Origin of the sequence: Anderseniella sp. Alg231-50 (assembly GCF_900149695.1) — a bacterium.
Lineage (GTDB): Bacteria > Pseudomonadota > Alphaproteobacteria > Rhizobiales > Aestuariivirgaceae > Anderseniella.
The window spans coordinates 393,128-414,780 of the sequence record NZ_LT703004.1; the positions used below are offsets into that span (position 1 = coordinate 393,128).

Here is a 21,653-nt window from a genome sequence, read left to right on the forward strand (position 1 = left end):
GCGGCAGCGTTACGGCACCTGCCAAAACGATCGTGAACCGGCGCTGGAAAAATGACACACAAGCCCCCTGCCCGCGCCCGACTACCGCCGCCTTGATCAGGCTCAATGAAACCATCGGACAACTATGGGTTTACTGACCTCGATCAGGAACAGGCACCGGGTTGAGGCCGGAGAAGGAAGTATCAAGTCACATGATTGAACAACAGACACACACCAAAGACCACCAGATGGGGACGCTGGAAATAGGACCCGGCCCCTGGCAGACACTGGGACAATTGCTGGACCAGCTTGCCTCGGCAAAAAACGGCGCGAGATTCCTTGCCAGAATGGATGCGTCCGGGTCAGGCATGACCCTGGCCCAGTTGATAGAAGCCGGGGAAATTCAATCTGTAATAGAGCAACTGGGCAAACATCTGGATCAGACATCCGGACGCTGACCGGGCCATGCGACCCTATTGCCCGGTTGCGCGGGCGACCGCGGCGTCCACCGTCTCCCGGTCGGCAGGATCGAGACTGTCCGGCACCACTACGGGTGCCCCCGTGACCGGGTCGAACAAAGGCGTGTCTTTATGCCTGCCGCTCAACCGCTCGCGCACCATTCGGTAGACGACGGAAAGCAGCATGCGTGTTCCACCTGCTTCAGTCTTGCCGGTCATGTCGCCAGTCGCTTCGGTGACAGACAAATGGCCAAGAACCGGCCCCATGGCACCATCACGCAGGTCCGGATCAGTGCAATGGCAGATCACGCTGAGGAACGGATACCTGCCGGATGGCGTCGTATTGAACAGCGGGCTGTTGCAGCATCCGGCAAACCATCGCAATGTCGGCTTGTCGGTCATCCTGATGCACTTCAGCTGATCGCCGCCATCAGTGATTGTCAACCGCGATGGGCGGGTCTGAAACACCTCGGTACCGGCGTTTTCATCCAGCACATCCGACTGCCGCTTGAGGAAGTGAATAAAGGCCTGGCAGTCTTTGCAGTGGCAGACATAGCGGGCTCCCGCGCCCGGCGATATAGCCCGCAGCTTGCCCCTCAATCCGCCGCAGGTACACGCAATTGCAAGATCAACAGTCATGGATCAGGAACTCCTCGATGGCATCTTTGACAAGTTGCAGCAAGCATACTGCAAGCTCCGGTAGAAGCGCCACTCAACCGGTTTCAGGCCAGCCGAAGCAGACGTGGAGAACGGGAGCAACGGGTGCTGCAAGTTTCAACACACCAGCGGTTGCTTCATCCTGAAAGCCTGCAACGAGAACACAGGCGATACCTTCGGCGGCGGCCTGCAGGTAAATGTTCTGGGCAGCGGCGCCTGCCTCGATATGAACATAGCGAAGCCCGCGCGTGCCATAAGGCGGCTGGTCGGCGAAGGCCGACGTAGCCGCAACCATATCCGCACAGATGGTGATGATGCCTGCCGAATTGCCAATCCAGGGTTGGTCTTCGAGCGCGGCCGCCTCCAGGTCGGAACGAACATCGCGCCCGATGTGTGGTCTCATGTCCTGTGCGTCCGGAGACACCGCATAAACACCCGGTTCCATGCCTTCAATCCGGCCTGCACAAGCATAAATACGCAAGGGGTGCAACGCGTGGGCAGACGGCGTGGTTCGCCTGCCGTCTTGTTCCGAAACGCCATATGCGGCCCACAGCAGTCGTTGCACGATTTCCGTTGACACTGCTCCCGGTGAGAATTCGCGCTGCGTGCGGCGCTTTACCAAGGCTTGCGCCAAAGTCGTGTTCTGCAAAATGCCCGCTCCCTGATTGCTCAAGCTGTTGTGGCCGACAGCTTGAAATCAGTAGATGACTTAAGCATTGGCTTCAACCGGTCACTACCGATCCGATGAACTGCTACGTCACTGAAAGCTCAATATCAGCCTGCTTCAGGCCCAGTCATGGTCACGTGCGATAACTGCAAACCGGTCCGACAACTCGACCAGCGCGACGTCGTTGAGGATTGCAGCATCAATGCGCCCTCCCCGCCCGTCGGGCAGATCGCGTGTCGCGCAGGCCTTGGCATCGATCGTGACCCGGAAACCAAGATCAAGCGCCGCACGGGCCGTTGAACTGACACACATATGGGTCATGAAGCCTACGACAATCACCTCCTTGCGCCCGGTTTCGACAATCAGGCTTGCCAGTTCGGTGCCGGCAAAAGCATTGGGCAGGGCTTTTTCTATCACGACCTCATCGCCGAGAGGCGCCAGTTCATCAACGATCCGGCCGCGCTCCCCATCACGATCGAACAGACTTCCCGCCCGGCCCTTGTGGGCAATGTGAAAGACGGGGCTTCCGGATTTACGCGCCCTGGAAAGCAGGGATTGTGCGTGTGCGATCGCAGCCCTGGCGTCGGGAAGTGCGACAGGTCCGGCAAGATATTCGTTCTGCATGTCGATGACGACAAGGCAGGCATCGTCGAGTTTCGGAGGTGCAAGATCGGCACCAGCCAGTTGAAGAAGTGTCTTGGGCTCGGACATGAAGGCCTCCATTCGGAATTGAGTAACCGTCCCGTCTTAGACCAAGTAGAGCCGGTACACATGCAGGAATAACCCAACCCCGGGCTGCATTTTTGCAGGAGGCAAAGCACTGTGTTATGACCGGCCATGAACTGGGACGACCTGAAAATAATAACGGCGGTTCGCAACAAGGGCACCTATGCGAAGGCCGGTGCAGAACTGCGAATGGACGAGACCACGGTTGCGCGTCGCCTGGGACGCATTCAGAAAGCGCTCGGCGTAACCCTGTTCGACGCGATTGACGGTGTACGAAAACCGACGCCGCAATGTGAAGTCGCGCTTGCCCACATAGAAGAGATGGCCAGAGCCGCCGACCAGATCAGCATGGTCGGCAGTCATTCGGCCGGGCCAGTCGGCAATATCCGGCTCACTTCGACGGCATCCATCGCAGAACAGATCCTTGCACCCGGACTGGGACAGTTTCTGCTCGCCAATCCCGGGCTATCGCTTGAGCTGGACACATCCGACCAGAACCTGAACTTTTCACATTGGGAAGCGGACCTGGCCATACGACTCGGCAAGCCGGACAAAGGTGCATTTTCAATGCGCAAGCTTGCCGACCTCAGGCTTCACCTGTTTCAACCGAAAGCCGTCAGCACAGACGCCGAAGTCCTGGTATGCGCCTATCCCGAAGAGCTTGGTGAAACGCCTGAAATGAAGGAGCTGAGCGCCAAGGGTTTCACGAAAGGACGGCGTCTGAAAACGAGCAATGTCCGGCTGATCAGGTCAATCATCAGCAGTCATGCCGGCGTCGGCGTGCTGCCGCAGCATCTGTCAGCCGACTTGCTGCGGGACAAGCGGCTGACGGCAACACCATTGAACACCCGCCGCGAGGCTTTCCTGCTGATCCAGCCGCATTTGAAGGACGATCCTGCGACCCGTCTGGTCGTCGACTGGATTGTAAGACAGTTCTCCGGCTGAAAAGCTGGTTGCAGAGAGCCATGGTGCGCACGACCTTCACGGCATTTTCCACCCTTTCTGGCCTGCTCGGGCAAGCGCGCGGCAATGCCGTCAGAGGCCGGATAAATTTTTCTGGCCCTTACGTCAAAAATTGACGTAACACCCAATTGACGCTGCGCTTTTTCGGTGTAACACTTCTGTGGAATTCTACAGTTGTGTTAAGTTGTGTCGAGAGCGTACCGAGATGAGAGCTGCCGAACTGAAACGCCTGCTCAAGAAGCATGGATGCAAGTTTGAAAATCATAATGGCGGCAGTGGGCACCAGACAGTCCGGCGCGGACAGTTCAAATCAACCTTTCCCGGCCACAGCGGCAGCGCGGAACTCGGCAATGCGCTGGGTCACAAAATCCTGACGGACCTGAGGATCAGGTAATGTCACGTTTCTACGAAGTTATAGTTGAACCGGACATGGCCGCAGACGGCAGCATGAACTGGCTGGTCACCGCACCGGCGTTTCCGGAGGTGACTACGTTTGGCACCAATCAGGCCAGCGCCTGCCAGAACGGGCTCGGTGCCATCGAAGAAGCCATGGCGGCCAGAATGGCCGACGGCGAAGATATCCCCACCCCCGTGAGCAGCACACATGGGCAGGGACGATATGTACATGTGCCGGGGCTGACTTATCTGAAGATCGCCTTGTACAAACTGTGCCGTCACCAGAAGGTTTCGCGGGCTGAGCTGGGCAGACGGCTGACCTGGCACCGCGAACAGGTGGACCGCCTGTTCCGGCTTGATCATAAATCACACCTAGAGCAGATGGAGGCTGCCTTCATGGCCATCGGCGTGCCGCTGTCGTTCTCCATCAGGGTGCCTGACGCCGGTGGCAACCACAGGGCCGCCTAGTCCGTCGAACTTGTTTTGCTTTGCCTGCCGGTTTCACTCACTCGCGAACGCAGTGCTGCCACAGGTGTCGCGACCTTGTCAGCACCGATCCAGCTGAGGATGTCGCGGTACACGATCTCTCGCTGCAAATCATGCAAGAGCATGTGATAGCCGTTTTCGTAGATCAGCTGCCTGTTGCGTGTGGTCAATGATGCCATCACCTTGCGGCTGGGAACTTCAGGCACCACCTGATCTTTCAGACCATACAGGTACAGGACTGGCGCGGTTATTTTCGGCGCAGCGGCTGCCGCCTCGTCCATCAGCGTGACCAGACCATAAAGTGTATCAAAGCGACCCTGCCTGATGTTGTACTTGTCCTTTGAGTAGGCCTTCAACCACTCAATATTGTCGCTCGGCCAGATCTCCAGTTGTGAACCGGAGGCGGTCTTGTCGGGCACAGTGTGAGCCGTGACCCACAATGCCGATTTCAAGATCGGGTTCATGGAGCGCCAGCCCCAGATTGCCGGCGCGACCAGAACAAGACCATCTGCCTTCAGGCCATGGTCGACGGATGCCTTCATGGTTACAGCACCGCCCATTGAGGTGCCGACTACATAGATGGGTACCCGCGGGTGCAGCCGGCGTACCAGTTCGACAAATCCGCTCAGATCCCTGGCCATGACATCACCACCGGCCCACTTGCCGAGGCGCTCGGCATCAGCGCGCCCAAAGCCGCGCTGATCATAGGCATAGACAGAGATACCGCGCCTGGAAAACCATGGACCCGGCAATTGGAAACTGCCTGCGTATTCGTTGAAACCGTGCACAGCCACTATTACGGCGCGCGGGCTTGCTGCCTTCCAGTTGGAAACCTGCAGTTTCTCACCATCGGTGGTGGTGTAGCCGGTGTCGTTCAGACTGGCCGCCGCGATGGCCGGACCGGTATCGAGCAGTTCAGGCTTGGCGCAGGCACTGACAAGCGCGCACAGGACGAGGCACACGGCGATGATTGCTGAACGACTGAGCTGCATGCCACCTCCTGTGTTGCGATGCCCGGGTCAAGCGGAAACTTCTCCCTGACTTAAGACACAAGCGCCTTAACATCCGCTTTCAATACCGGCAGGAGTTCTGCCTCAAACCACGGGTTTTTCTTCAACCAGCCGGTATTTCTCCATGACGGGTGTGGCATAGGGATGACCGATACAGGGGTCATTTCATGATATTGCCGCCAGTTTCTCACTGTTTCGGTCAATGTGGATTTCTGCTGGTTACCCATGTGCCATTTCTGCGCGTACATACCGATCGCCAGAACCAGCGTTACCTGCGGCATCGCCTGCATCAGGCCGTCACGCCAGAGCGGTGGGCATTCGGTGCGCGGCGGCAGGTCGCCACCCTTGGCATCCAGACCAGGAAAGCAAAACCCCATGGGCACGATTGCCAGCTTGTCCGGATCATAGAAAATATCTTCATCCATGCCCATCCAGTCCCGCAGCCGGTCTCCGGACGGATCGGTGAACGGTTTGCCTGATGCATGCACCCGGGTGCCCGGCGCCTGGCCTGCAATCATGATCCGTGCCTTGGATGACACCTGCAGCACCGGGCGGGGTTCATGCGGCAATGGCGGCTTGCCGGCCCTTGGCGTATCGCGACACACCCGGCATTGCCGGACCCGCGCGGCCAGGGCGTTGAGGTTTTCAGTCATTACGCGGCCGCGCTTGGGCGGGCAGAAACCTGATCATGCCAGCGCTTCAAATGAGTGTGCTCGTCTTTCAGGGCAACACGGGCAACGCGCATGAAGTCAACCGCACACAAGGCATCAATGTCAGCCACCGAAAAACTGTCACCTGCAATGAATGGCCGGGATGCAAGTTCACCGTTCAGGAAGTCAAGCATGGCCTCGATGCGCCCGACATTGACCTCGCTCCATTCCTTGATCTGCGGAACCTCAAGGTGCGCCATCCTGGGATGGGAGTGACGAAATGCAAAAGCGATAGGGTGCATCAGCTGCAGTTCAATTCGACGCTGCCACATATCGATCATGCCGATTTCCAGCGGGGTGTTACCGAACAGCGCAGGCTCGGGGTTCAGGGCCTCGAAGTACCTGCAGATCGCCATTGCCTCGGCGATGCAGGTGCCGTCGTCCAGCTCCAGAACCGGGATACGCATAAACGGATTGCGCTTCACCATGTCAGGTGTTTTGTGCTCCTCGACCATGATGTCGAGGTGCCGACGCTCAATCTCAATGCCTTTTTCTGCCAGGAAAACCCGCACCCGGCGCGGATTTGGGGCTCGATTGTCTTCTATCAATATCATACCCGAACGTTCCCTTCTCGCGATCATTGCCGCTCCATTTAGAACTGCCATCTTTGCGGTTTGCTAACCATTGCTGCAAGGCCGTTCTTAAGCAATTTCATTCATGATCAGCAGTTCGATTAGCCAAAACTGTGGTAAATCAGGGGAAAAAGCGGGTTTGACAACAAACGCCGAAACTCAACCGGAACAACCAGCTGTCGCGCCGGCTACGGCAGATGCAGCCGCTGGTGGTGTATGGGAACCTGATCTTCTGACATTGTTTGTCCGGAACCAGATCCGGGTCTCGCTGGCAATGCCCATCCTGTCGATATTCATGATGGCAGCTGTCTATTCCTGGACCAACTGGGTGGCCGCGACAAGCTGGTTTGGCAGTTATCTGACGGCCCAGGCGATACAGTACTATTTGTGCCACCTGTATGAACAGGCGCGCAGGGACAACAGCCAGTCCAGAGAGTGGATTGGCATGCTATGCGCCTCCGAGACGCTGATTGCCGTGTGCTGGGTGATCCCGCTGTTTGCCTACTGGGAAATCGGCAACCAATCACAACACATCTACCTGGTGTCCATTACACTGGCTGCCATTGCCGCCAGGGTGCTGACGGCGGGCAACTACATGCCGATTATTCTGGCCGGCACCGGCATAATCGCCCTGGCGACGATGACCCGATGCCTTCTGGAAACCGGCCTTGTCTACAACACGCTGGCGTCAATCGTTGTCCTTGCCGAAATTTTCTTTGTGCAGCTTGTCCGCCGCTTGCAGGGTACGGCTCAGGAAATGCTGGTGTTCAAGGCAGAACGTGAGGCCCTTATCGGTCAACTTGACGGGGCGCTTTGCGAAGCTGAAACCGCGCGCACCAAAGCCGAAGAAGCCAACCTTGCGAAGTCACGGTTTTTGGCAACCATGAGCCATGAACTGCGTACCCCGCTCAACGCCATACTCGGGTTTTCCGAAATCCTCAGCAAGGAAATGATGGGCCCGCACGCGGTACCCGTCTATAAATCATATTCAGACGACATCCATTATTCCGGCGATTATCTGCTCAAGCTGATCAACGACATTCTGGATCTGTCGCGCATTGAAGCCAACCGCAGCGACCTGGACATCGAACCGGTCGACCCTTGTGCTCTGGCAAAGGAAAGCGCTGAACTGCTGTCCATACAGACATCGCATAAAGCACAAGAGGTGGAGTTTGATTTTCCAGACCAGCCGGTGCGTCTGCTCGGCGACAACAGGGCAATGCGCCAGATATGGCTGAACCTGTTGTCGAACGCCGTAAAATTCGCCCCGGACGAGAGCCATATCTGCATCGGCGTACGGCAAAAGACAAATGGCTCTGTCATCTTGAGCGTCTCGGACAACGGTCCGGGTCTGCACGCTGACGAGCTTGACGTGATGCGAACGGCGTTTGTGCGCGGTGCCTATGCCCGGACAAAGGCCATCGATGGTGCCGGTCTGGGTTTGTCCATCGTCAATGGCCTGGCCGAACTCCACGAAGCCAGGCTGGCGCTGAAGTCAAATCACCCAACCGGACTGATCGTCAGCATCGAATTTCCATCGCACAAGGTATTGGGCACCGTGCGTGCCACCCTGGCCGACGCCAACCAATCCATGCCGCAGACCCAGCGCAGGTTGATCGAACTGACGTCCTGCTAGTGTTGCTCGACCAAAGAGTTTCAGTTCAGCCCGCCTCATCAAACATCGAGACCACGTCCATCACGACGCTCGCTGCCAGCGCGCCCGACGTGCCGTCCTGATCACCATAGCTGCCCGATAACAGAACCGGTCGCCCAAGGGCCTTGCACAACCGCGTGCTGTCCGGGTGCAAGTCACTGCATGACACCATGCAGTGATCCGAGATGCCCTGACGCAGTCTTTCCAGCAACAATGCCACACACACTGCCTGCGATCCGTCCAGGATAACCGGTACCCTTTGCAGGCGCGCTGCCACGATGGCCCCGGCAATGGCCGCAGCTTCCCGCCCACCCAGCCGGCGCAGGAGCTCCAGCGGCGACTGCAAGTGGGATTTGTGGGCGGCAATGGCTTTGCTGATGACTTCCGTTTCAACCGGGCTTCGCTGTTCTGGGTGACGGTCGTCTTCACCCAGCAGTGCCGCGGACATGGCAGCGGTCGAGGCCTGTCCTCCGGCGGCAACGCCGCATACCGCCAGCAGGTCGCAACCATCCGTTGTCGCTTCCATGCCGTAGGCGATGGTTGCGGCACAGTCGGTCTCCGCCATTGCTGCAGCAACAGAGAAATCTTCTACCGGCAATTCGAGCGCCAATTCAAAGACCTTCAGGCCAAGCTCTGCCCGCCCGCAAATTTTCGCGACCGGCCCTGAGCGGGCCTGGGCCTGTTCAACCAGTTCCATGACCTCACTGATCTGCAGTCCGTCATCCAGGTCTGCAGCCAGTGCGTGAGAGGCTGCGAACAGGGCAATTACCGGTCGCCGGACAACCGGTCTGCCCACAGCTTGCCAACCAGCCATCCACGTGCCGATTTCGACAATTCTGTCAGCCGGCCTGCGAGCATGGGCGGCAAATACATTTGCCGCCTTGGCATCAAAGCCGGGCAGTTCATCAACAAGTGCTCGAATATCATCAAACGGTAACAGGCCGGAGTTCTGGTTCATTCTCGACATTGCAGTTCAATTCCAGGCGGCAGGAGGAGTGAATGAGAGTTGGAGGTTCGCTTAGCATTGTTTTCCATAGTCGAACAGCTTTACTCAGCACGTGCCGTGCCGCACACCGTTCTCTGTCCCTGCACCATGATCGCCGCAGTTCCCAACCAGGTCCGACCGGGTTTCCGGCCGGTCGGGCTGCTGACATTAGCGGCAAACAAGCCAGCAGGGCTGTTCGACACAACAAACCTCCCGAAGGACGATAATTTGCAGGTTTGTTAACCGTGTTCCTTCACGGCGCGTTTGCCATTCGGGGGTAGTCTCAACTCAACCATTTCATTGAGAGAGGACTTATCATGCACGCGTGGATCGGCTTCATTTTTAGCTGTGCAATGATCATTGTGGCTGCCGTGGGCAAATCCGGATACCAACTGGTGCCCGGCAGCATCGCGGCGACACCTGCAATGGAGTTCATGTTTCTGATCGGGTGTGCCGGATTTGGTGCCGCGCTGGCCATGCTGGCACCAAGCTATTCAACCGCGCGTCTGGCCTCATTGTGGTCTTCTGCTGCCCTCGCCGTCGTTGTGTTGGTTATCAACCTTGACAACCTGAACCTGCAAGACGACGCGGTCCGGACGGTGGAACCTGCGGTTGTTGTTCCTGAGAAAGCTGAAGCCGAGGAGCCCAAAGTGGACTTCGTGCTGAAGAAGACCATCCATGAGGGCGAATGGGTTCCGTTCAGTGATCTTGAACACCGGATTCGGGCTAACGAACGCAGTCAGCCGACGTTGCCTGCAAACGTGGACACCCATGAGCCGGTCCCGCCGCCAGAACCGAATCCCGAACAGTAACAATTTCGAAATTCGCGCGGCTTTCCATGAGAGATGTTGCACACCAGATACTGTGCGTGCTACGCGGCAGGGCATAAAGCCCATCTGTCATTCATGGACTCCAGGCATCCAAATGAGCGATCGCACAATCCCTGAAATCCAGTCACCGTGCGTCAAGCTGTGCGTGATGGAGCCCGACAGCGGTTTCTGCATGGGCTGCGGCCGGACCCGCGATGAAATTGCCAGCTGGATATCCCTGTCTCCGGCACAACGCGAAACAGTCACCGCGCAACTGGATGACAGGCTGGCAAACCTTACCCGCAACAAACGCCGCAAGGGCGGGCGCCGCAACCGGCTGGCGAAAACCGGTTAAACGCCTGCCTGTCCCTCAATCAAAAGGAAACCCTCGATGCTTGCCAAACCCCGCGCCGATCTGGTTCCCAACACACCGGACTATGAACGTCTTCCGCTGGTCAAGGCGACAGGGTTTCGCGAATACGATGCGCGCTGGCTGTTCGAAAAGGAAATCAACCTTTACGGCATCCAGGCGCTGGGCCTTGGACTTGGCACTTACCTGCACCAGCGCGGCATCAAGCCCCACATCGTGACGGCGCATGATTTTCGCGGATATTCCATGTCCATCAAGCAGGCACTGACCACCGGCCTGATGGCCTCTGGCTGTACCGTGTATGACATCGGGCTCGGACTTTCACCCATGGCCTATTTCGCCCAGTTTGCACTCGATGTGCCGGCGGTTGCCATGGTGACGGCCAGCCACAATGACAATGGCTGGACCGGCGTGAAAATGGGCTGTGACCGCCCCCTCACCTTCGGGCCGGATGAAATGAGCGCGCTCAAGGACATCGTGCTGGGCGGCAAATGGCAAACCCGTGACGGTGGCGGCCTTGTGCATGTATCTGATCTGGAGGAAAAATATATCGCGGACCTGGTCAAGGGCGGACCGGTTACCCGTAAACTGAAAGTGGTATGCGCATGTGGCAACGGTACGGCCGGTGCATTCGCGCCTCAAGTGCTGGAAGCCATGGGGTGTGAGGTGGTGCCGCTGGACTGCGAACTCGATCATTCCTTCCCACGCTACAACCCGAACCCGGAAGACATGGAAATGCTGCATGCCATGCGCGATGCAGTGTTGGCATCAGGCGCAGATGTCGGCCTGGGGTTTGATGGTGACGGGGATCGCTGCGGCGTGGTGGATAATGAGGGTAACGAGATTTTTGCCGACAAGGTCGGCGTCATGCTGGCCCGCTTCATGTCGTCGGAACATGAAAACGCCCAGTTCGTCGTCGATGTCAAATCGACCGGCCTGTACAAAACCGACCCGGTGCTGAAAGCTCAGGGAGCGCGCACCGATTACTGGAAAACCGGACACTCCTATATGAAGCGGCGCACCAATGAACTGGGCGCAATTGCCGGATTTGAGAAGTCCGGCCACTATTTCCTGCGCGAACCCTACGGGCTTGGATATGATGACGGGCTGGCGTCTGCCATCGCCATCCTGCGCATGCTCGAACGCCAGCCTGAAAAATCCATGGCGGACCTGTACCGCGACCTGCCGCAGACCTGGGGTTCGCCCACCATGTCACCCCATTGCGCCGATGAAGAAAAGTACGGCATCGTCGACAAGGCTGTGGGCTATTTCCAGAGGATTGCCGCAGACGGCGGCAAGCTGGCCGGACAGGCAATTCGCGAGCTGATCACGGTAAACGGCATCCGCATCGTGCTGGCAGATGGCACATGGGGCCTGGTGCGTGCATCTTCCAACAAGCCGGAACTTGTCGTCGTGTGCGAAAGCCCGACGTCAGAGGACATGATGAAGGCAATGTTCAAGGCCATCGACATGCACCTGAGCGATTACCCGGAAGTGGGTGAATACAACCAGAAGATAGCCTGACCGAAAACTCGCCAGGCCTGCCTCGGCACCTGCGTGCTTTGTTGCATTCCACTCACGTAAGCAGCCTGACGGCTGCACTCCGCCGGGGCGCACTTCGTGCGACGGCCAGTCGGCCTTGCCTCGGCACTTGCGTGCTTTTTCATTCCGCTCACGCAAGCAGCCTGACGGCTGCGCTCCGCCAGGGCGCACTTCGTGCGACGGCCAGTCGGCCTTGCCTCGGCACTTGCGTGCTTTTTCATTCCGCTCACGCAAGCAGCCTGACGGCTGCGCTCCGCCAGGGCGCACTTCGTGCGACGGCCAGTCGGCCTTGCCTCGGCACTTGCGTGCCTCGGAGCGGAATTCATCACCAGGGTTGTTCAGGGTCGGAGAACGACCTGAGCGCAGCGAAGAAAGCTGTTCGACCAGCATAATGCAGAACGGCCCGCCAGACACGAAGTGTCAGGCGGACAAGCTGTCCGACCAGAAAAACCTAATGAAGGATCTGGCTCAGGAACAGCTTGGTGCGGTCTGACTTCGGGCTGGTGAAGAAGGCTTCAGGTTCGTTCTGTTCAACGATCTGCCCCTCGTCCATGAAGATCACCCGGTCGGCAACCTGACGTGCAAAGCCCATTTCGTGGGTCACGCACAGCATGGTCATGCCGGTCTCCGCCAGGTCCACCATCACTTCGAGCACTTCCTTGATCATTTCAGGATCGAGTGCAGATGTCGGCTCATCGAACAGCATGATACGAGGGTTCATGCACAGCGAGCGCGCAATGGCCACACGCTGCTGCTGGCCACCTGACAACTGGCCAGGATACTTGTTGGCCTGCTCGGGAATCTTCACCTTCTCCAGGAAACCCATCGCGATTTCCTCGGCTTCCTTCTTCGGCATCTTGCGCACCCAGATCGGGGCAAGAGTGCAGTTTTCCAGAATGGTGAGATGCGGGAACAGGTTGAAGTGCTGGAAGACCATGCCGACTTCACGGCGGATTTCGTCGATCTTCTTCAGGTCATCGGTCAGCTCTATGCCATCCACGATGATCTGTCCCTTCTGGTGTTCTTCCAGCCGGTTGATGCAACGGATCAGCGTTGACTTGCCGGATCCGGACGGCCCGCAGATGACGATGCGCTCGCCGCGGTAAACCGTGAGATCAATGTCTCTCAGCACATGGAAGTCGCCATACCACTTGTTCATGCTCGATATCTGGATCGCAACATCGTCCATACTGATATGGCCGTCATTTGCCTGCGCAGCCTTTGTTGCCGAAGATGCTGTCGTCTTGCTCGCCGCTTTTTTTGCAGGCGCTTTTTTGGTTGCCTTAGCCATGGTCGGTTTCCCTAGTCCTTGATCGGTTTAATTTTTGTGTCCGGTGTCGAGCTGGCGTTCCATGAACATGGAATAGCGCGACATGCCGAAGCAGAATATCCAGAACACTGCGGCGGCAAAGAAGAAGCCGGTCGAGTGGGTTTGTGGAGCCACCCACTTTTGGTCGGTATTGGCGGCCTGGACGATGAGAAGCAGATCGTACAATCCGATGATGCCAACCAGCACGGTGTCCTTGAACAAGCCTATAAAAGTATTGACGATGCCGGGAATGACCAGCTTCAACGCTTGTGGCAGCGTGATCAGGCCCATGTTCTGCCAATAGGTCAGACCAAGCGCCTGTGCTGCTTCCGTCTGACCCTTTGGAATGGCTTGCAGACCACCGCGCACCACTTCGGCCATATAGGCTGACGAGAACAGTGCGACACCGATGAGCGCGCGCAGCAGCTTGTCGAAACTGGTGCCCGGCGGCAGGAACAGTGGCAGTACGACGGATGCCATGAACAATACGGTGATCAGAGGTACACCGCGCCAGAGTTCGATAAACGCCACTGAAAACAGTTTCACCACCGGCATGCTCGATTGCCGCCCCAGCGCCAGCAAGACGCCTATCGGCAGAGACGCCACAATGCCGGTGATGGCGACGACCAGTGTCAGCAGCAGACCGCCCCATTTGGAGGTCTCGACATACGGCAGTCCAAAGTCGATCGACATGATAATCAGCAGCAGGGCGACACCACCTGCAATCGCGGCAGACGCGACCAGCGCATGACCTGGCTGAATGATCTTGGCGACAAATCCCAACAAAAGGATCGGGATGACGACTGCAGCGACAAAGGCGCCAACGGTCAGCCAGGTTGACATGTCGATATTGAAATTACCGCCGGTCAGCATAATCAATGTCAGGATGGGATAGATACCCAGCAGGAAAATGCCATTGATCCGCTTGTAAGGCAGTGACGGCATCATCATCGGCACCAGAGCCAATATGCCTATGATGCCAACAACGTCCACACGCCAGCGTTCGGTGAACGGGTAGAACCCGTACATCCATTGACCAAACTTGGCTCGTGCCATTGCCCAGCAAGCGCCGTGCGCGCCATCGCCAATGCAGGCTGACCGGTCTTCACCGCTCCATACCGCCTTGAAAACAGCCCAGTCGAGCGTAATCCAGATCACGTACAGCAGCAGCGCCCCGAATATGAGAGACATCACTGAATTTATCGGTGTCGGAAACAGGTTTTCCCGCATCCAGCCGATCGGTCCGCTGGCAGACATCGGTGCCGGCATGGCAGGCGCCTGTTCTGTGCGCACATAAGCTAGGTTTCTTTGAGAATGAATGTCTGACATGTGCTTATCTCTCCACCAGCTTCATTCGTGAATTGAACCAGTTCATAAAGGCCGACGTGAGCAGCGAAATGGTCAGGTAGACCGCCATCCAGATAGCGATGATTTCCACCGCCTGTCCGGACTGGTTCATCACGGTACCGCCGGCTGCCACCAGTTCAGGGAAGCCGATTGCAACCGCCAGAGACGAGTTCTTGGTCAGGTTCAGATACTGGCTGGCCAGTGGCGGAATAATCACCCGCATGGCTTGCGGAATAACAACCAGACGCAATGCCGGGTTAGGTCTCAATCCGAGTGCATAAGATGCTTCGGTCTGGCCCTTGTTTACCGCCAGGATGCCGGAGCGAACGATCTCCGCAATGAACGCGGCTGTATAGGCCGACAAGGCAAAATACAGCGCGGCAAACTCCGGTACGAGGCCGACACCGCCGCGCAGATTGAATTTGCCCTGCTCGGGAAATTCAAACTCAACCGGAGAACCCATGGCAAAATAAGTCAGCAACGGCAATCCGAACAAAAGGCCAAGAGAAGTGAGGAAAACCGGGAATTGTTCACCGGTTGCTTCCTGGCGTTTGTGAGCCCACTTCTTCACCACCACAATGCCGATAATGGCTGCAATCACCGCAACCGCGATCATCCACGCCCCGTCTCCCCAAATGAATTTCGGAATAGTAATGCCGCGATTGGACAAGTAGATGGTATCTGCGATGGACCAGGCATTTCTCGGGCTGGGCAACGCGGCCAGCACCACCTTGTACCAGATGAACATCTGTACCAGCAGCGGAACGTTGCGCATGACCTCGATATAGATTTCAGCAACTTTGGCGACCAGCCAGTTCTTTGACAGGCGCATAACGCCGGCAAAGAAACCGATTATCGTCGCTGTGATGATCCCGCAAAAAGCCACCAGAATGGTATTGAGAACACCAACTGTGATCGCCCGGCCATAAGTTGAGGATTCCGAATACGGGATCAGGGTAAACGACAGATCAAAACCCGCTGTCGTATTGAGGAAGCCCCAGCCGGATGCGATATTTGCCCGCTCCAGATTGGCCAGCGTGTTCTGAACCATCTGCCAAGCGAAGAAGATAACGACTGCGATCAATATCGCCTGAACCCCGATCGATCGGACTTTTGGATCGTTGAAAAATGCGACTTTTGGTGGGCCGTCGACGCCCGTGCTTACACTCATGCTGCTGCCTTCACCCTGCTGAGCCGAGCCGAGGAACGCCAAAATTGCGTAGCCTTCAGATCATTGCCCCATTTCCTCCCCGCAAACACGATAGCCTGTAGCGTGCGCGGGCCCTCACCCTTCGTTCCCGTCGCCCGGTCTTGCGCCGGGTCGTTCCACCACAGGAACATTCAATTCTCAAATCTCAGTATAAAAGTAATAAATGCTGCCCGGCAAGCTGCGCATCACAAACGCAAGATGCCGGACAGTTTCAAATGTCGTTGTTAGCGAACAGGCGGTGCATACTGGATGCCGCCCTTGCTCCACAGCGCATTTACGCCGCGGCTGATCTTCAGGTTGGTGTCAGGACCAACATTGCGATCAAACATTTCGCCATAGTTGCCAACAGCCTTGATCGCATTGGCAGCCCAGTTGTTCTCAAGACCGATGGCCTTGCCGAAGTCGCCTTCAACACCCAGCAGACGGCGGATGCCCGGGTCTGTCGAGTTAGCCATCATGTCACCTGCGTTCGCAGCAGTAACACCGGCTTCTTCAGCGTTGAGCAGTGCGAAGTAAGTCCACTTCACAACGTTGAACCAGGCATCGTCGCCCTGACGGACAACCGGGCCCAGAGGCTCTTTGGAAATGATTTCGGGAAGAACCACGTTTTCGTCAGGATTCTTCAGCTTGAGGCGCTCTGCATACAGGCCGGACTGGTCAGTCGTGAACACGTCGCAACGACCGGAATCGTATGCAGCGATAACTTCATCAGCCTTTTCGAATGCAACAACTTCATACTTCATGTTGTTGGCACGGAAATAGTCAGCCAGGTTGAGTTCGGTGGTTGTGCCGGTCTGCGTGCAAACCGATGCGCCATCGAGCTTCAGTGCGCTGTCGACACCAAGGGACTTCTTAACCATGAAGCCCTGGCCATCGTAGTAGGTCACACCAGCGAACACGAGACCAAGTGAGGTATCACGACCCATGGTCCAGGTAGTGTTGCGCGACAGGATGTCGATTTCACCAGACTGCAGAGCTGTAAAACGCTCCTTGGCTGACAGCGGTGTAAACTTCACCTTCTGACCATCACCGAAAACCGCACCGGCAACTGCGCGGCAGAAATCGACATCGAGACCGGTCCAGTTGTTCTTGTCATCCGGGTTCGAGAAGCCGATCAGGCCCTGGCTCACACCACACTGAATGTGTCCCTTGGATTTGACGTCATCGAGGGTGCCTGCTGAAGCAGCTGAAATGCCGGCAAGCGATACAGCTGTACCGAGAGCAAGCGAAAGCAACGTACGTTTCATTTGTATTTCCTTTGATCATTTGAGATTGGGCCATTGCTCCTGCAACAGGAGCGAATAGGCAACTCGGCAATCTGTTTTACCTGCCGTGTTACTTGGTTCCGGTTCAGCAATAGCCACCGTCCATGAGTATTTCAATTTTTACTCCCTGAGTACGCGCCTATTAAGCGCGCACGGAGAGTATCCTGCCCAAATTCCAACCATCGTCAAGCTGTTCAACAAAAAAATTCTTCTCAAAGCTGACAGAAACGGTAAACAAGGCTGATCCATTTCAGCCTGTGAAAGTCCATCCCATGAAAAGCCCCAAGGGTGCTCCGCACCAACCTGCAACCGATCTTGTTACTGCAGGCAGGCAGTATTCCGAGCATGGCATTGTCAGTCCCGGTGTCTACCATGCATCCACAATCCTGTATCCAAACACCGATGCACTGCGCGCGCAAAATCAGCCCTACACCTACGGGCGCAAGGGAACCCCTACGTCACGGGCGCTGGAAGAAACCATCGCCCAGCTCGAAGGAGGTCACGCCTGCAGGCTGACCCCGTCCGGCCTGGCCGCGGTATCCGCCGTCATGATGGCGTTCCTGAACAGCGGCGATCATGTGCTTGTAACCGACAGCGCCTATCGGCCTACCCGCAACCTGTGCAACGGCCTGCTCCAGCGCATGGGAATAGAAACAACGTTTTATGATCCTTTGATCGGGGCCGGCATTTCCGACCTGATGCAACCCAATACCAGGCTTGTGATGACCGAATGCCCGGGTTCGCAGACATTTGAGATGCAGGACATTCCCGCAATCGTCAAAGCGGCACATGCTCATGACGCCCTTGTAGCGATCGACAACACCTGGTCCGGCGGACATTATTTCAAGGCGTTTGAGCACGGTTGCGACATCTCTTTCCAGGCGGCCACCAAATACCTTGTCGGCCATTCCGACTGCATGATGGGGTGTATCACTGTCGCAGAGGAGCATTGGGAGCGGTTCAAGGACGCCTATGAGCAGATGGGACTGTGTGCCGGGCCGGACGACATGTACCTGACGCTGCGAGGTATCCGTACTCTGGATGTGCGCCTGGAACGCCACATGAAGTCAGCCCTTGATATTGCCGAATGGCTGGACGGGCGCGACGAGGTGGCGGAGGTTCTGCATCCCGGTCTTCCAGGCGCAGCGGGTCATGATATCTGGAAACGTGACTTCAAAGGCGCATCGGGCCTGTTCGGTTTTGTGCTGAAAACCCGCAACCAGCAGGCTGTTGACGCGTTCCTCAATACGCTGACCTTGTACGGCATGGGATATTCATGGGGAGGGTTTGAGAGCCTTGTAATTCCATGTGATGTCACCAGCTATAGGACAGCTACAACTTGGGATCGTGAAGGCCATCTGCTGCGCCTGCACATCGGGCTTGAGGACGTCAGGGACCTGAAGGAAGACCTGGAGAACGGTTTCAAGGCGATGGCAGCACTGGTCTGACCGGCACCCGATTTAACGGAGTTACCCATGACCTTTTGCAAATCCCTCATGGCCGCAGGCATTTCGGCCATGTTGCTGATCACCGCCGCCATCAGTCCGGCAATCGCGGCCGATGACGATCCGGAGCTGATCTTCAAGAAATCCACTGTGTTCCGGTTGCTCTCACCCAACGCCAAACTGTCCGTCTATGCGCTGGATGATCCGATCATCGAAGGCGTTGCCTGTCACTTCACCTTGCCGGAAATCGGTGGCTGGAAGGGCTGGGCGGGGTTTGCCGAGGAGCGCTCGGAGGTATCGCTGGCCTGCCGGCAGGTTGGTCCGGTGAGCTTCAAGGCGAAATTTGAGCAGGGTGATGAGATGTACAAGCAGCGCCGGTCACTGTTCTTCAAGAAACTGCAGATCGTGCGCGGCTGTGATCCCGAGCGCAACACGCTGGTCTATCTTGTCTATTCGGACCGCATCATTGAGGGCAGCCCGCAAAACTCCACGTCCACCGTGCCAATCATGCCGTGGGGCAATTCACCGGCTCCGAAGTGTGGTGAGTACATGGAAAAGTGAACACCGGCTCTTCCATACGCGCGTGGAGTTACGCAAAAGCCGGTTCGGCCCGTGATGTTATGCATTTGAAGCGCATGGCAGCGCCTGAACCTGCGGCAGGTGAAGTTCTTGTTGAAACCAAAGTGTCGGCCGTCAACCCGACCGACATAAAACGGCGAACCACCGGCCGCGAACTTGGCAGTTTTGGGCAAATCATACCCAATAATGATGGTGCTGGGATTATCGTTGCTGTTGGGGAGGGAGTGCCGTCGGGGAGAGTTGGTGAGCATGTCTGGCTGTTCGGGGCGCAAGCCGGCAGGCCGCATGGAACGGCAAGCAGCATGCTGGCAGTCCCCTCGCCGCTGGCGGTCGAGTTACCCAAATCCGCAAGCTTCGCAGACGGCGCCTGCATCGGAGTGCCTGCCGTGACTGCCTGGCACGGTGTGCTGGGAGATGGACCCGTAACTGGCAGAACAGTCCTGGTGACTGGTGCCGGCGGGCGCGTCGGGCGCTACGGCGTGCAGATTGCGAAAGCGGCAGGTGCCAGGGTGATTGCCCTGTCACGCCCGGAAAAGTCCGATGAGCTTGAAAAACTGGGCGCCAGCGCAGTGGTTGACTACACCACGCCTGATCCGGGCAGCAGGCTGCAGGCAGCGGCACCGGACGGCATTGACCGGGTCTGTGATGCCACGCTGGCCCTGACACTGGAACACGTCCTGCCGGCACTGAACATGCGTGCGGTTATCGCTGCATACGCATCCGACATGAACCCGGCCCCTGCCCTGCCGTTCGCGCAGATGCTGTATGCCAATATTGTGCTGACGCCGTTTTCTATCTTCGCGCTAAGCGATGTGCAGCGGGATGCAGCACTGACAGGTGTCAGTGAACTGCTCGGTTCAGGCAAACTGCGTCACCATGTCGGCGCCCGGTTTGAGTTTGACCAGATGATCGATGCTCATGAAGCCGTTGAGACCGGTCAGGTCGATGGCGCCTGCCTGGTGGCAGTGAGGTAACAAGCACTGTGCTTTGTGCAGTCAAGCCCTGCGCGCACAAGGGTTGCCGACCATCCGGTTTTGAGTTTTCCTGAAAAGCACGGTGCCTGTGTATCTTGAAACAGGCAACAATGGAACGAAACCGCTCGGGTTGAAACATGACCAGATCGCAGGCAGGCGCCTTTGCGCTGGTCGTAACTATAGGGGTTTTGTGGGGTCTCAACTGGCCAGCGGTCAAGTTCATCCTCGGCTCCATCCCGCCATGGACGTTCCGGGCGCTTGCGTTCACGCTGGGTGCCGTGCTGCTGGCAATCATCGCGCATCGCGGCGGTGAAAGCCTGCGCATTGAAGCCGGAGAACGCGTCCCGCTAGTGATCGCCAGCCTTCTGACCGTATTCGGCTTCAATGTGTTTACAGCATTCGGCCAGTTGCTGACGGAAACGTCCAAAGCTGCCATCATCGCATTCACTATGCCGATGTGGGCTGCATTGCTTGCCGTGATGTTCCTGGGAGAGAAATTTGGCCTGAACCGCCTCGCTTCATTGCTCCTGGGCATGGCGGGACTGGCAACACTGCTTGCAGGTGATGCGAGGCATTTCATTGATCACCCGGCAGGCTTTCTGTTCATGCTGGCGGCAGCCGTATCATGGGCAGCCGGCACTGTGCTGCTGAAGGCGCGGCACTGGATAATGGCACCGCTGGCCCGTTCTGCCTGGTTGGTTGGCGCCTCTGCCATTCCCGCCTGGGCAGGTGCACTGCTGTTTGAACAACCATGGTCTCTCAATTTCCCGGACGGCGCGGTTCTGGCGGTGTTTGCATTTCATGTCATCGGCCCGGTGGCGTTATGCTATGCGGCCTGGGTCAGCCTGGTTTCCCGGCTACCTGCATCAACGGCCGCCATCGGCACCCTGCTCATCCCGGTGGTCGGCGTACTGTCATCCAGCCTGCTGCTGGGCGATGTGCTGACACTGGACAAGATCGTCGCGCTCGGCTTGATTTTGTCCTCGGTTGCCTTGACCTTCATTCACCCGGCGCGATCACAAAAGTGATCAGATCGACCCGAACCGGATCAGCAAAGAGGGAGTTTATGAGACAAATGAAAAGGCTGAGTGTGTTCTGCTGCGTCATCGCTGTGGTGTTGCTCGCGACCCCCGGAAAGATTGTACATGCCCAAGGCAAGCCGCAGGCAAACTGCCCCTTGTCCAAATTCGAATGGATCGAGACCAAACTGTTTATGGGATTGAGCAGGAGTACAGGTGCTGCGGTTTCCAGGCGCGAGTGGGACAAATTCGTCACTGACAATTTCGTAGCCGAATTCCCCCAAGGTTTCACGATCATCGAAACGACCGGCTACTGGCAGCATGAAAACACCAAGGCAACCGTTTATGAGAACGGCAGGCAGGTGGTAATCCTGCACGAGGCGACGCCGGGCAATGAAGCCATGATCAACGAGATCGCGGAAAGATACAGATCCCGGTTTGATCAGCAGTCCGTGCTGATATCCAGCAACAGAACAAATGTGCGATTTTGTACGGCACCCTGAAACCTGCGATCAGGTGGT

Annotated in this window: 23 protein-coding genes; 12 read left to right on the forward strand and 11 right to left on the reverse strand. The window is 57.2% G+C overall.

Annotated elements, in window-relative coordinates:
* Positions 1-191 precede the first annotated feature (191 nt).
* Entirely contained in the window at positions 192-437 is a 246-nt protein-coding gene (locus DHN55_RS14450; RefSeq protein ID WP_108882182.1) for a hypothetical protein, read from the forward strand.
* Positions 438-452: 15 nt separating this feature from the next.
* Here DHN55_RS14450 and DHN55_RS14455 read toward each other — a convergent pair whose 3' ends face one another.
* The 3 genes from DHN55_RS14455 to DHN55_RS14465 all read right to left on the reverse strand — a co-directional run bounded on the left by DHN55_RS14455 (position 453) and on the right by DHN55_RS14465 (position 2,472).
* Positions 453-1,076 (reverse strand): DUF6151 family protein, encoded by a 624-nt coding sequence (locus DHN55_RS14455; protein WP_108882183.1) that lies wholly within the window; start codon positions 1,074-1,076, stop codon positions 453-455.
* A 73-nt stretch (positions 1,077-1,149) separates the two neighbouring features.
* On the reverse strand, positions 1,150-1,743 hold the full coding sequence (locus DHN55_RS14460; RefSeq protein ID WP_337660329.1) for a SagB/ThcOx family dehydrogenase: 594 nt from the start codon (positions 1,741-1,743) through the stop codon (positions 1,150-1,152).
* Between the two features lie 135 nt (positions 1,744-1,878).
* Entirely contained in the window at positions 1,879-2,472 is a 594-nt protein-coding gene (locus DHN55_RS14465; protein WP_108882529.1) for an isochorismatase family protein, read from the reverse strand.
* Positions 2,473-2,598: 126 nt separating this feature from the next.
* On the opposite strand from DHN55_RS14465, the gene DHN55_RS14470 reads away from it, so the two are divergent.
* Positions 2,599-3,432: a LysR substrate-binding domain-containing protein gene (locus DHN55_RS14470; protein ID WP_108882185.1), complete on the forward strand. Its 834-nt coding sequence runs from the start codon at positions 2,599-2,601 to the stop codon at positions 3,430-3,432.
* Between the two features lie 411 nt (positions 3,433-3,843).
* A complete protein-coding gene (locus DHN55_RS14480) occupies positions 3,844-4,314 on the forward strand; it encodes a type II toxin-antitoxin system HicB family antitoxin (RefSeq protein WP_108882187.1) in 471 nt (156 codons plus the stop codon).
* Here the strand turns inward: DHN55_RS14480 and DHN55_RS14485 are convergent.
* Genes DHN55_RS14485 through DHN55_RS14495 form a run of 3 tightly spaced genes read right to left on the reverse strand, consistent with a single transcriptional unit; the run spans position 4,311 to position 6,606 of the window.
* A complete protein-coding gene (locus DHN55_RS14485; protein ID WP_108882188.1) occupies positions 4,311-5,324 on the reverse strand; it encodes an alpha/beta fold hydrolase in 1,014 nt (337 codons plus the stop codon). The genes DHN55_RS14480 and DHN55_RS14485 overlap by 4 nt on opposite strands.
* 50 nt (positions 5,325-5,374) lie before the next feature.
* Positions 5,375-5,995 (reverse strand): uracil-DNA glycosylase family protein, encoded by a 621-nt coding sequence (locus DHN55_RS14490; protein WP_108882189.1) that lies wholly within the window; start codon positions 5,993-5,995, stop codon positions 5,375-5,377.
* The gene (locus DHN55_RS14495; RefSeq protein WP_108882190.1) at positions 5,995-6,606 is read right to left on the reverse strand and encodes a glutathione binding-like protein; all 612 of its coding nucleotides are present in this window, start codon (positions 6,604-6,606) and stop codon (positions 5,995-5,997) included. Before DHN55_RS14495 ends, DHN55_RS14490 begins: the two co-directional genes overlap by 1 nt.
* 157 nt (positions 6,607-6,763) lie before the next feature.
* Between DHN55_RS14495 and DHN55_RS14500 the strand changes: the two genes are divergently transcribed.
* Positions 6,764-8,260, forward strand: coding sequence for a sensor histidine kinase (locus DHN55_RS14500; protein ID WP_337660330.1), 1,497 nt, complete (start codon positions 6,764-6,766; stop codon positions 8,258-8,260).
* A 25-nt stretch (positions 8,261-8,285) separates the two neighbouring features.
* Here the strand turns inward: DHN55_RS14500 and DHN55_RS14505 are convergent, their stop codons facing one another.
* The gene (locus tag DHN55_RS14505) at positions 8,286-9,236 is read right to left on the reverse strand and encodes a nicotinate-nucleotide--dimethylbenzimidazole phosphoribosyltransferase (RefSeq protein ID WP_337660331.1); all 951 of its coding nucleotides are present in this window, start codon (positions 9,234-9,236) and stop codon (positions 8,286-8,288) included.
* A 344-nt stretch (positions 9,237-9,580) separates the two neighbouring features.
* Here DHN55_RS14505 and DHN55_RS14510 point away from each other — a divergent pair, with 344 nt between their 5' ends.
* The 3 genes from DHN55_RS14510 (at position 9,581) to DHN55_RS14520 (ending at position 11,966) form a co-directional block, all read left to right on the forward strand.
* Entirely contained in the window at positions 9,581-10,075 is a 495-nt protein-coding gene (locus DHN55_RS14510) for a hypothetical protein (protein WP_108882193.1), read from the forward strand.
* A gap of 112 nt (positions 10,076-10,187) precedes the next feature.
* Positions 10,188-10,427, forward strand: a complete 240-nt coding sequence (locus DHN55_RS14515; protein ID WP_337660332.1) for a DUF1289 domain-containing protein — start codon at positions 10,188-10,190, stop codon at positions 10,425-10,427.
* Between the two features lie 36 nt (positions 10,428-10,463).
* A complete protein-coding gene (locus tag DHN55_RS14520; protein WP_108882194.1) occupies positions 10,464-11,966 on the forward strand; it encodes a phosphomannomutase/phosphoglucomutase in 1,503 nt (500 codons plus the stop codon).
* A 469-nt stretch (positions 11,967-12,435) separates the two neighbouring features.
* Here DHN55_RS14520 and DHN55_RS14525 read toward each other — a convergent pair whose 3' ends face one another.
* From DHN55_RS14525 to DHN55_RS14540, 4 genes are all read right to left on the reverse strand, one after another.
* Positions 12,436-13,173 (reverse strand): ATP-binding cassette domain-containing protein, encoded by a 738-nt coding sequence (locus DHN55_RS14525; RefSeq protein ID WP_108882531.1) that lies wholly within the window; start codon positions 13,171-13,173, stop codon positions 12,436-12,438.
* 129 nt (positions 13,174-13,302) lie between these two features.
* Positions 13,303-14,622: an ABC transporter permease subunit gene (locus DHN55_RS14530; protein WP_108882195.1), complete on the reverse strand. Its 1,320-nt coding sequence runs from the start codon at positions 14,620-14,622 to the stop codon at positions 13,303-13,305.
* A 4-nt stretch (positions 14,623-14,626) separates the two neighbouring features.
* Complete coding sequence (locus tag DHN55_RS14535) at positions 14,627-15,811, reverse strand: ABC transporter permease subunit (RefSeq protein ID WP_108882196.1); 1,185 nt, start codon at positions 15,809-15,811, stop codon at positions 14,627-14,629.
* Between the two features lie 263 nt (positions 15,812-16,074).
* Positions 16,075-17,097 carry a transporter substrate-binding domain-containing protein gene (locus DHN55_RS14540; protein WP_108882197.1) on the reverse strand — a complete coding sequence of 341 codons (1,023 nt, stop codon included), beginning with the start codon at positions 17,095-17,097 and terminating at the stop codon, positions 16,075-16,077.
* Between the two features lie 290 nt (positions 17,098-17,387).
* On the opposite strand from DHN55_RS14540, the gene metC reads away from it, so the two are divergent.
* From metC to DHN55_RS14565, 5 genes are all read left to right on the forward strand, one after another.
* Positions 17,388-18,563 (forward strand): cystathionine beta-lyase, encoded by a 1,176-nt coding sequence (metC, locus tag DHN55_RS14545; RefSeq protein ID WP_108882198.1) that lies wholly within the window; start codon positions 17,388-17,390, stop codon positions 18,561-18,563.
* Positions 18,564-18,590: 27 nt separating this feature from the next.
* The gene (locus DHN55_RS14550) at positions 18,591-19,121 is read left to right on the forward strand and encodes a CreA family protein (RefSeq protein WP_108882199.1); all 531 of its coding nucleotides are present in this window, start codon (positions 18,591-18,593) and stop codon (positions 19,119-19,121) included.
* A complete protein-coding gene (locus DHN55_RS14555; RefSeq protein WP_108882200.1) occupies positions 19,118-20,113 on the forward strand; it encodes a zinc-binding dehydrogenase in 996 nt (331 codons plus the stop codon). The genes DHN55_RS14550 and DHN55_RS14555 overlap by 4 nt, the downstream gene beginning before the upstream one ends.
* A 137-nt stretch (positions 20,114-20,250) precedes the next feature.
* On the forward strand, positions 20,251-21,141 hold the full coding sequence (locus DHN55_RS14560; protein ID WP_108882201.1) for an EamA family transporter: 891 nt from the start codon (positions 20,251-20,253) through the stop codon (positions 21,139-21,141).
* A gap of 47 nt (positions 21,142-21,188) precedes the next feature.
* The gene (locus DHN55_RS14565) at positions 21,189-21,635 is read left to right on the forward strand and encodes a DUF3574 domain-containing protein (protein ID WP_337660333.1); all 447 of its coding nucleotides are present in this window, start codon (positions 21,189-21,191) and stop codon (positions 21,633-21,635) included.
* Positions 21,636-21,653 lie beyond the last annotated feature (18 nt).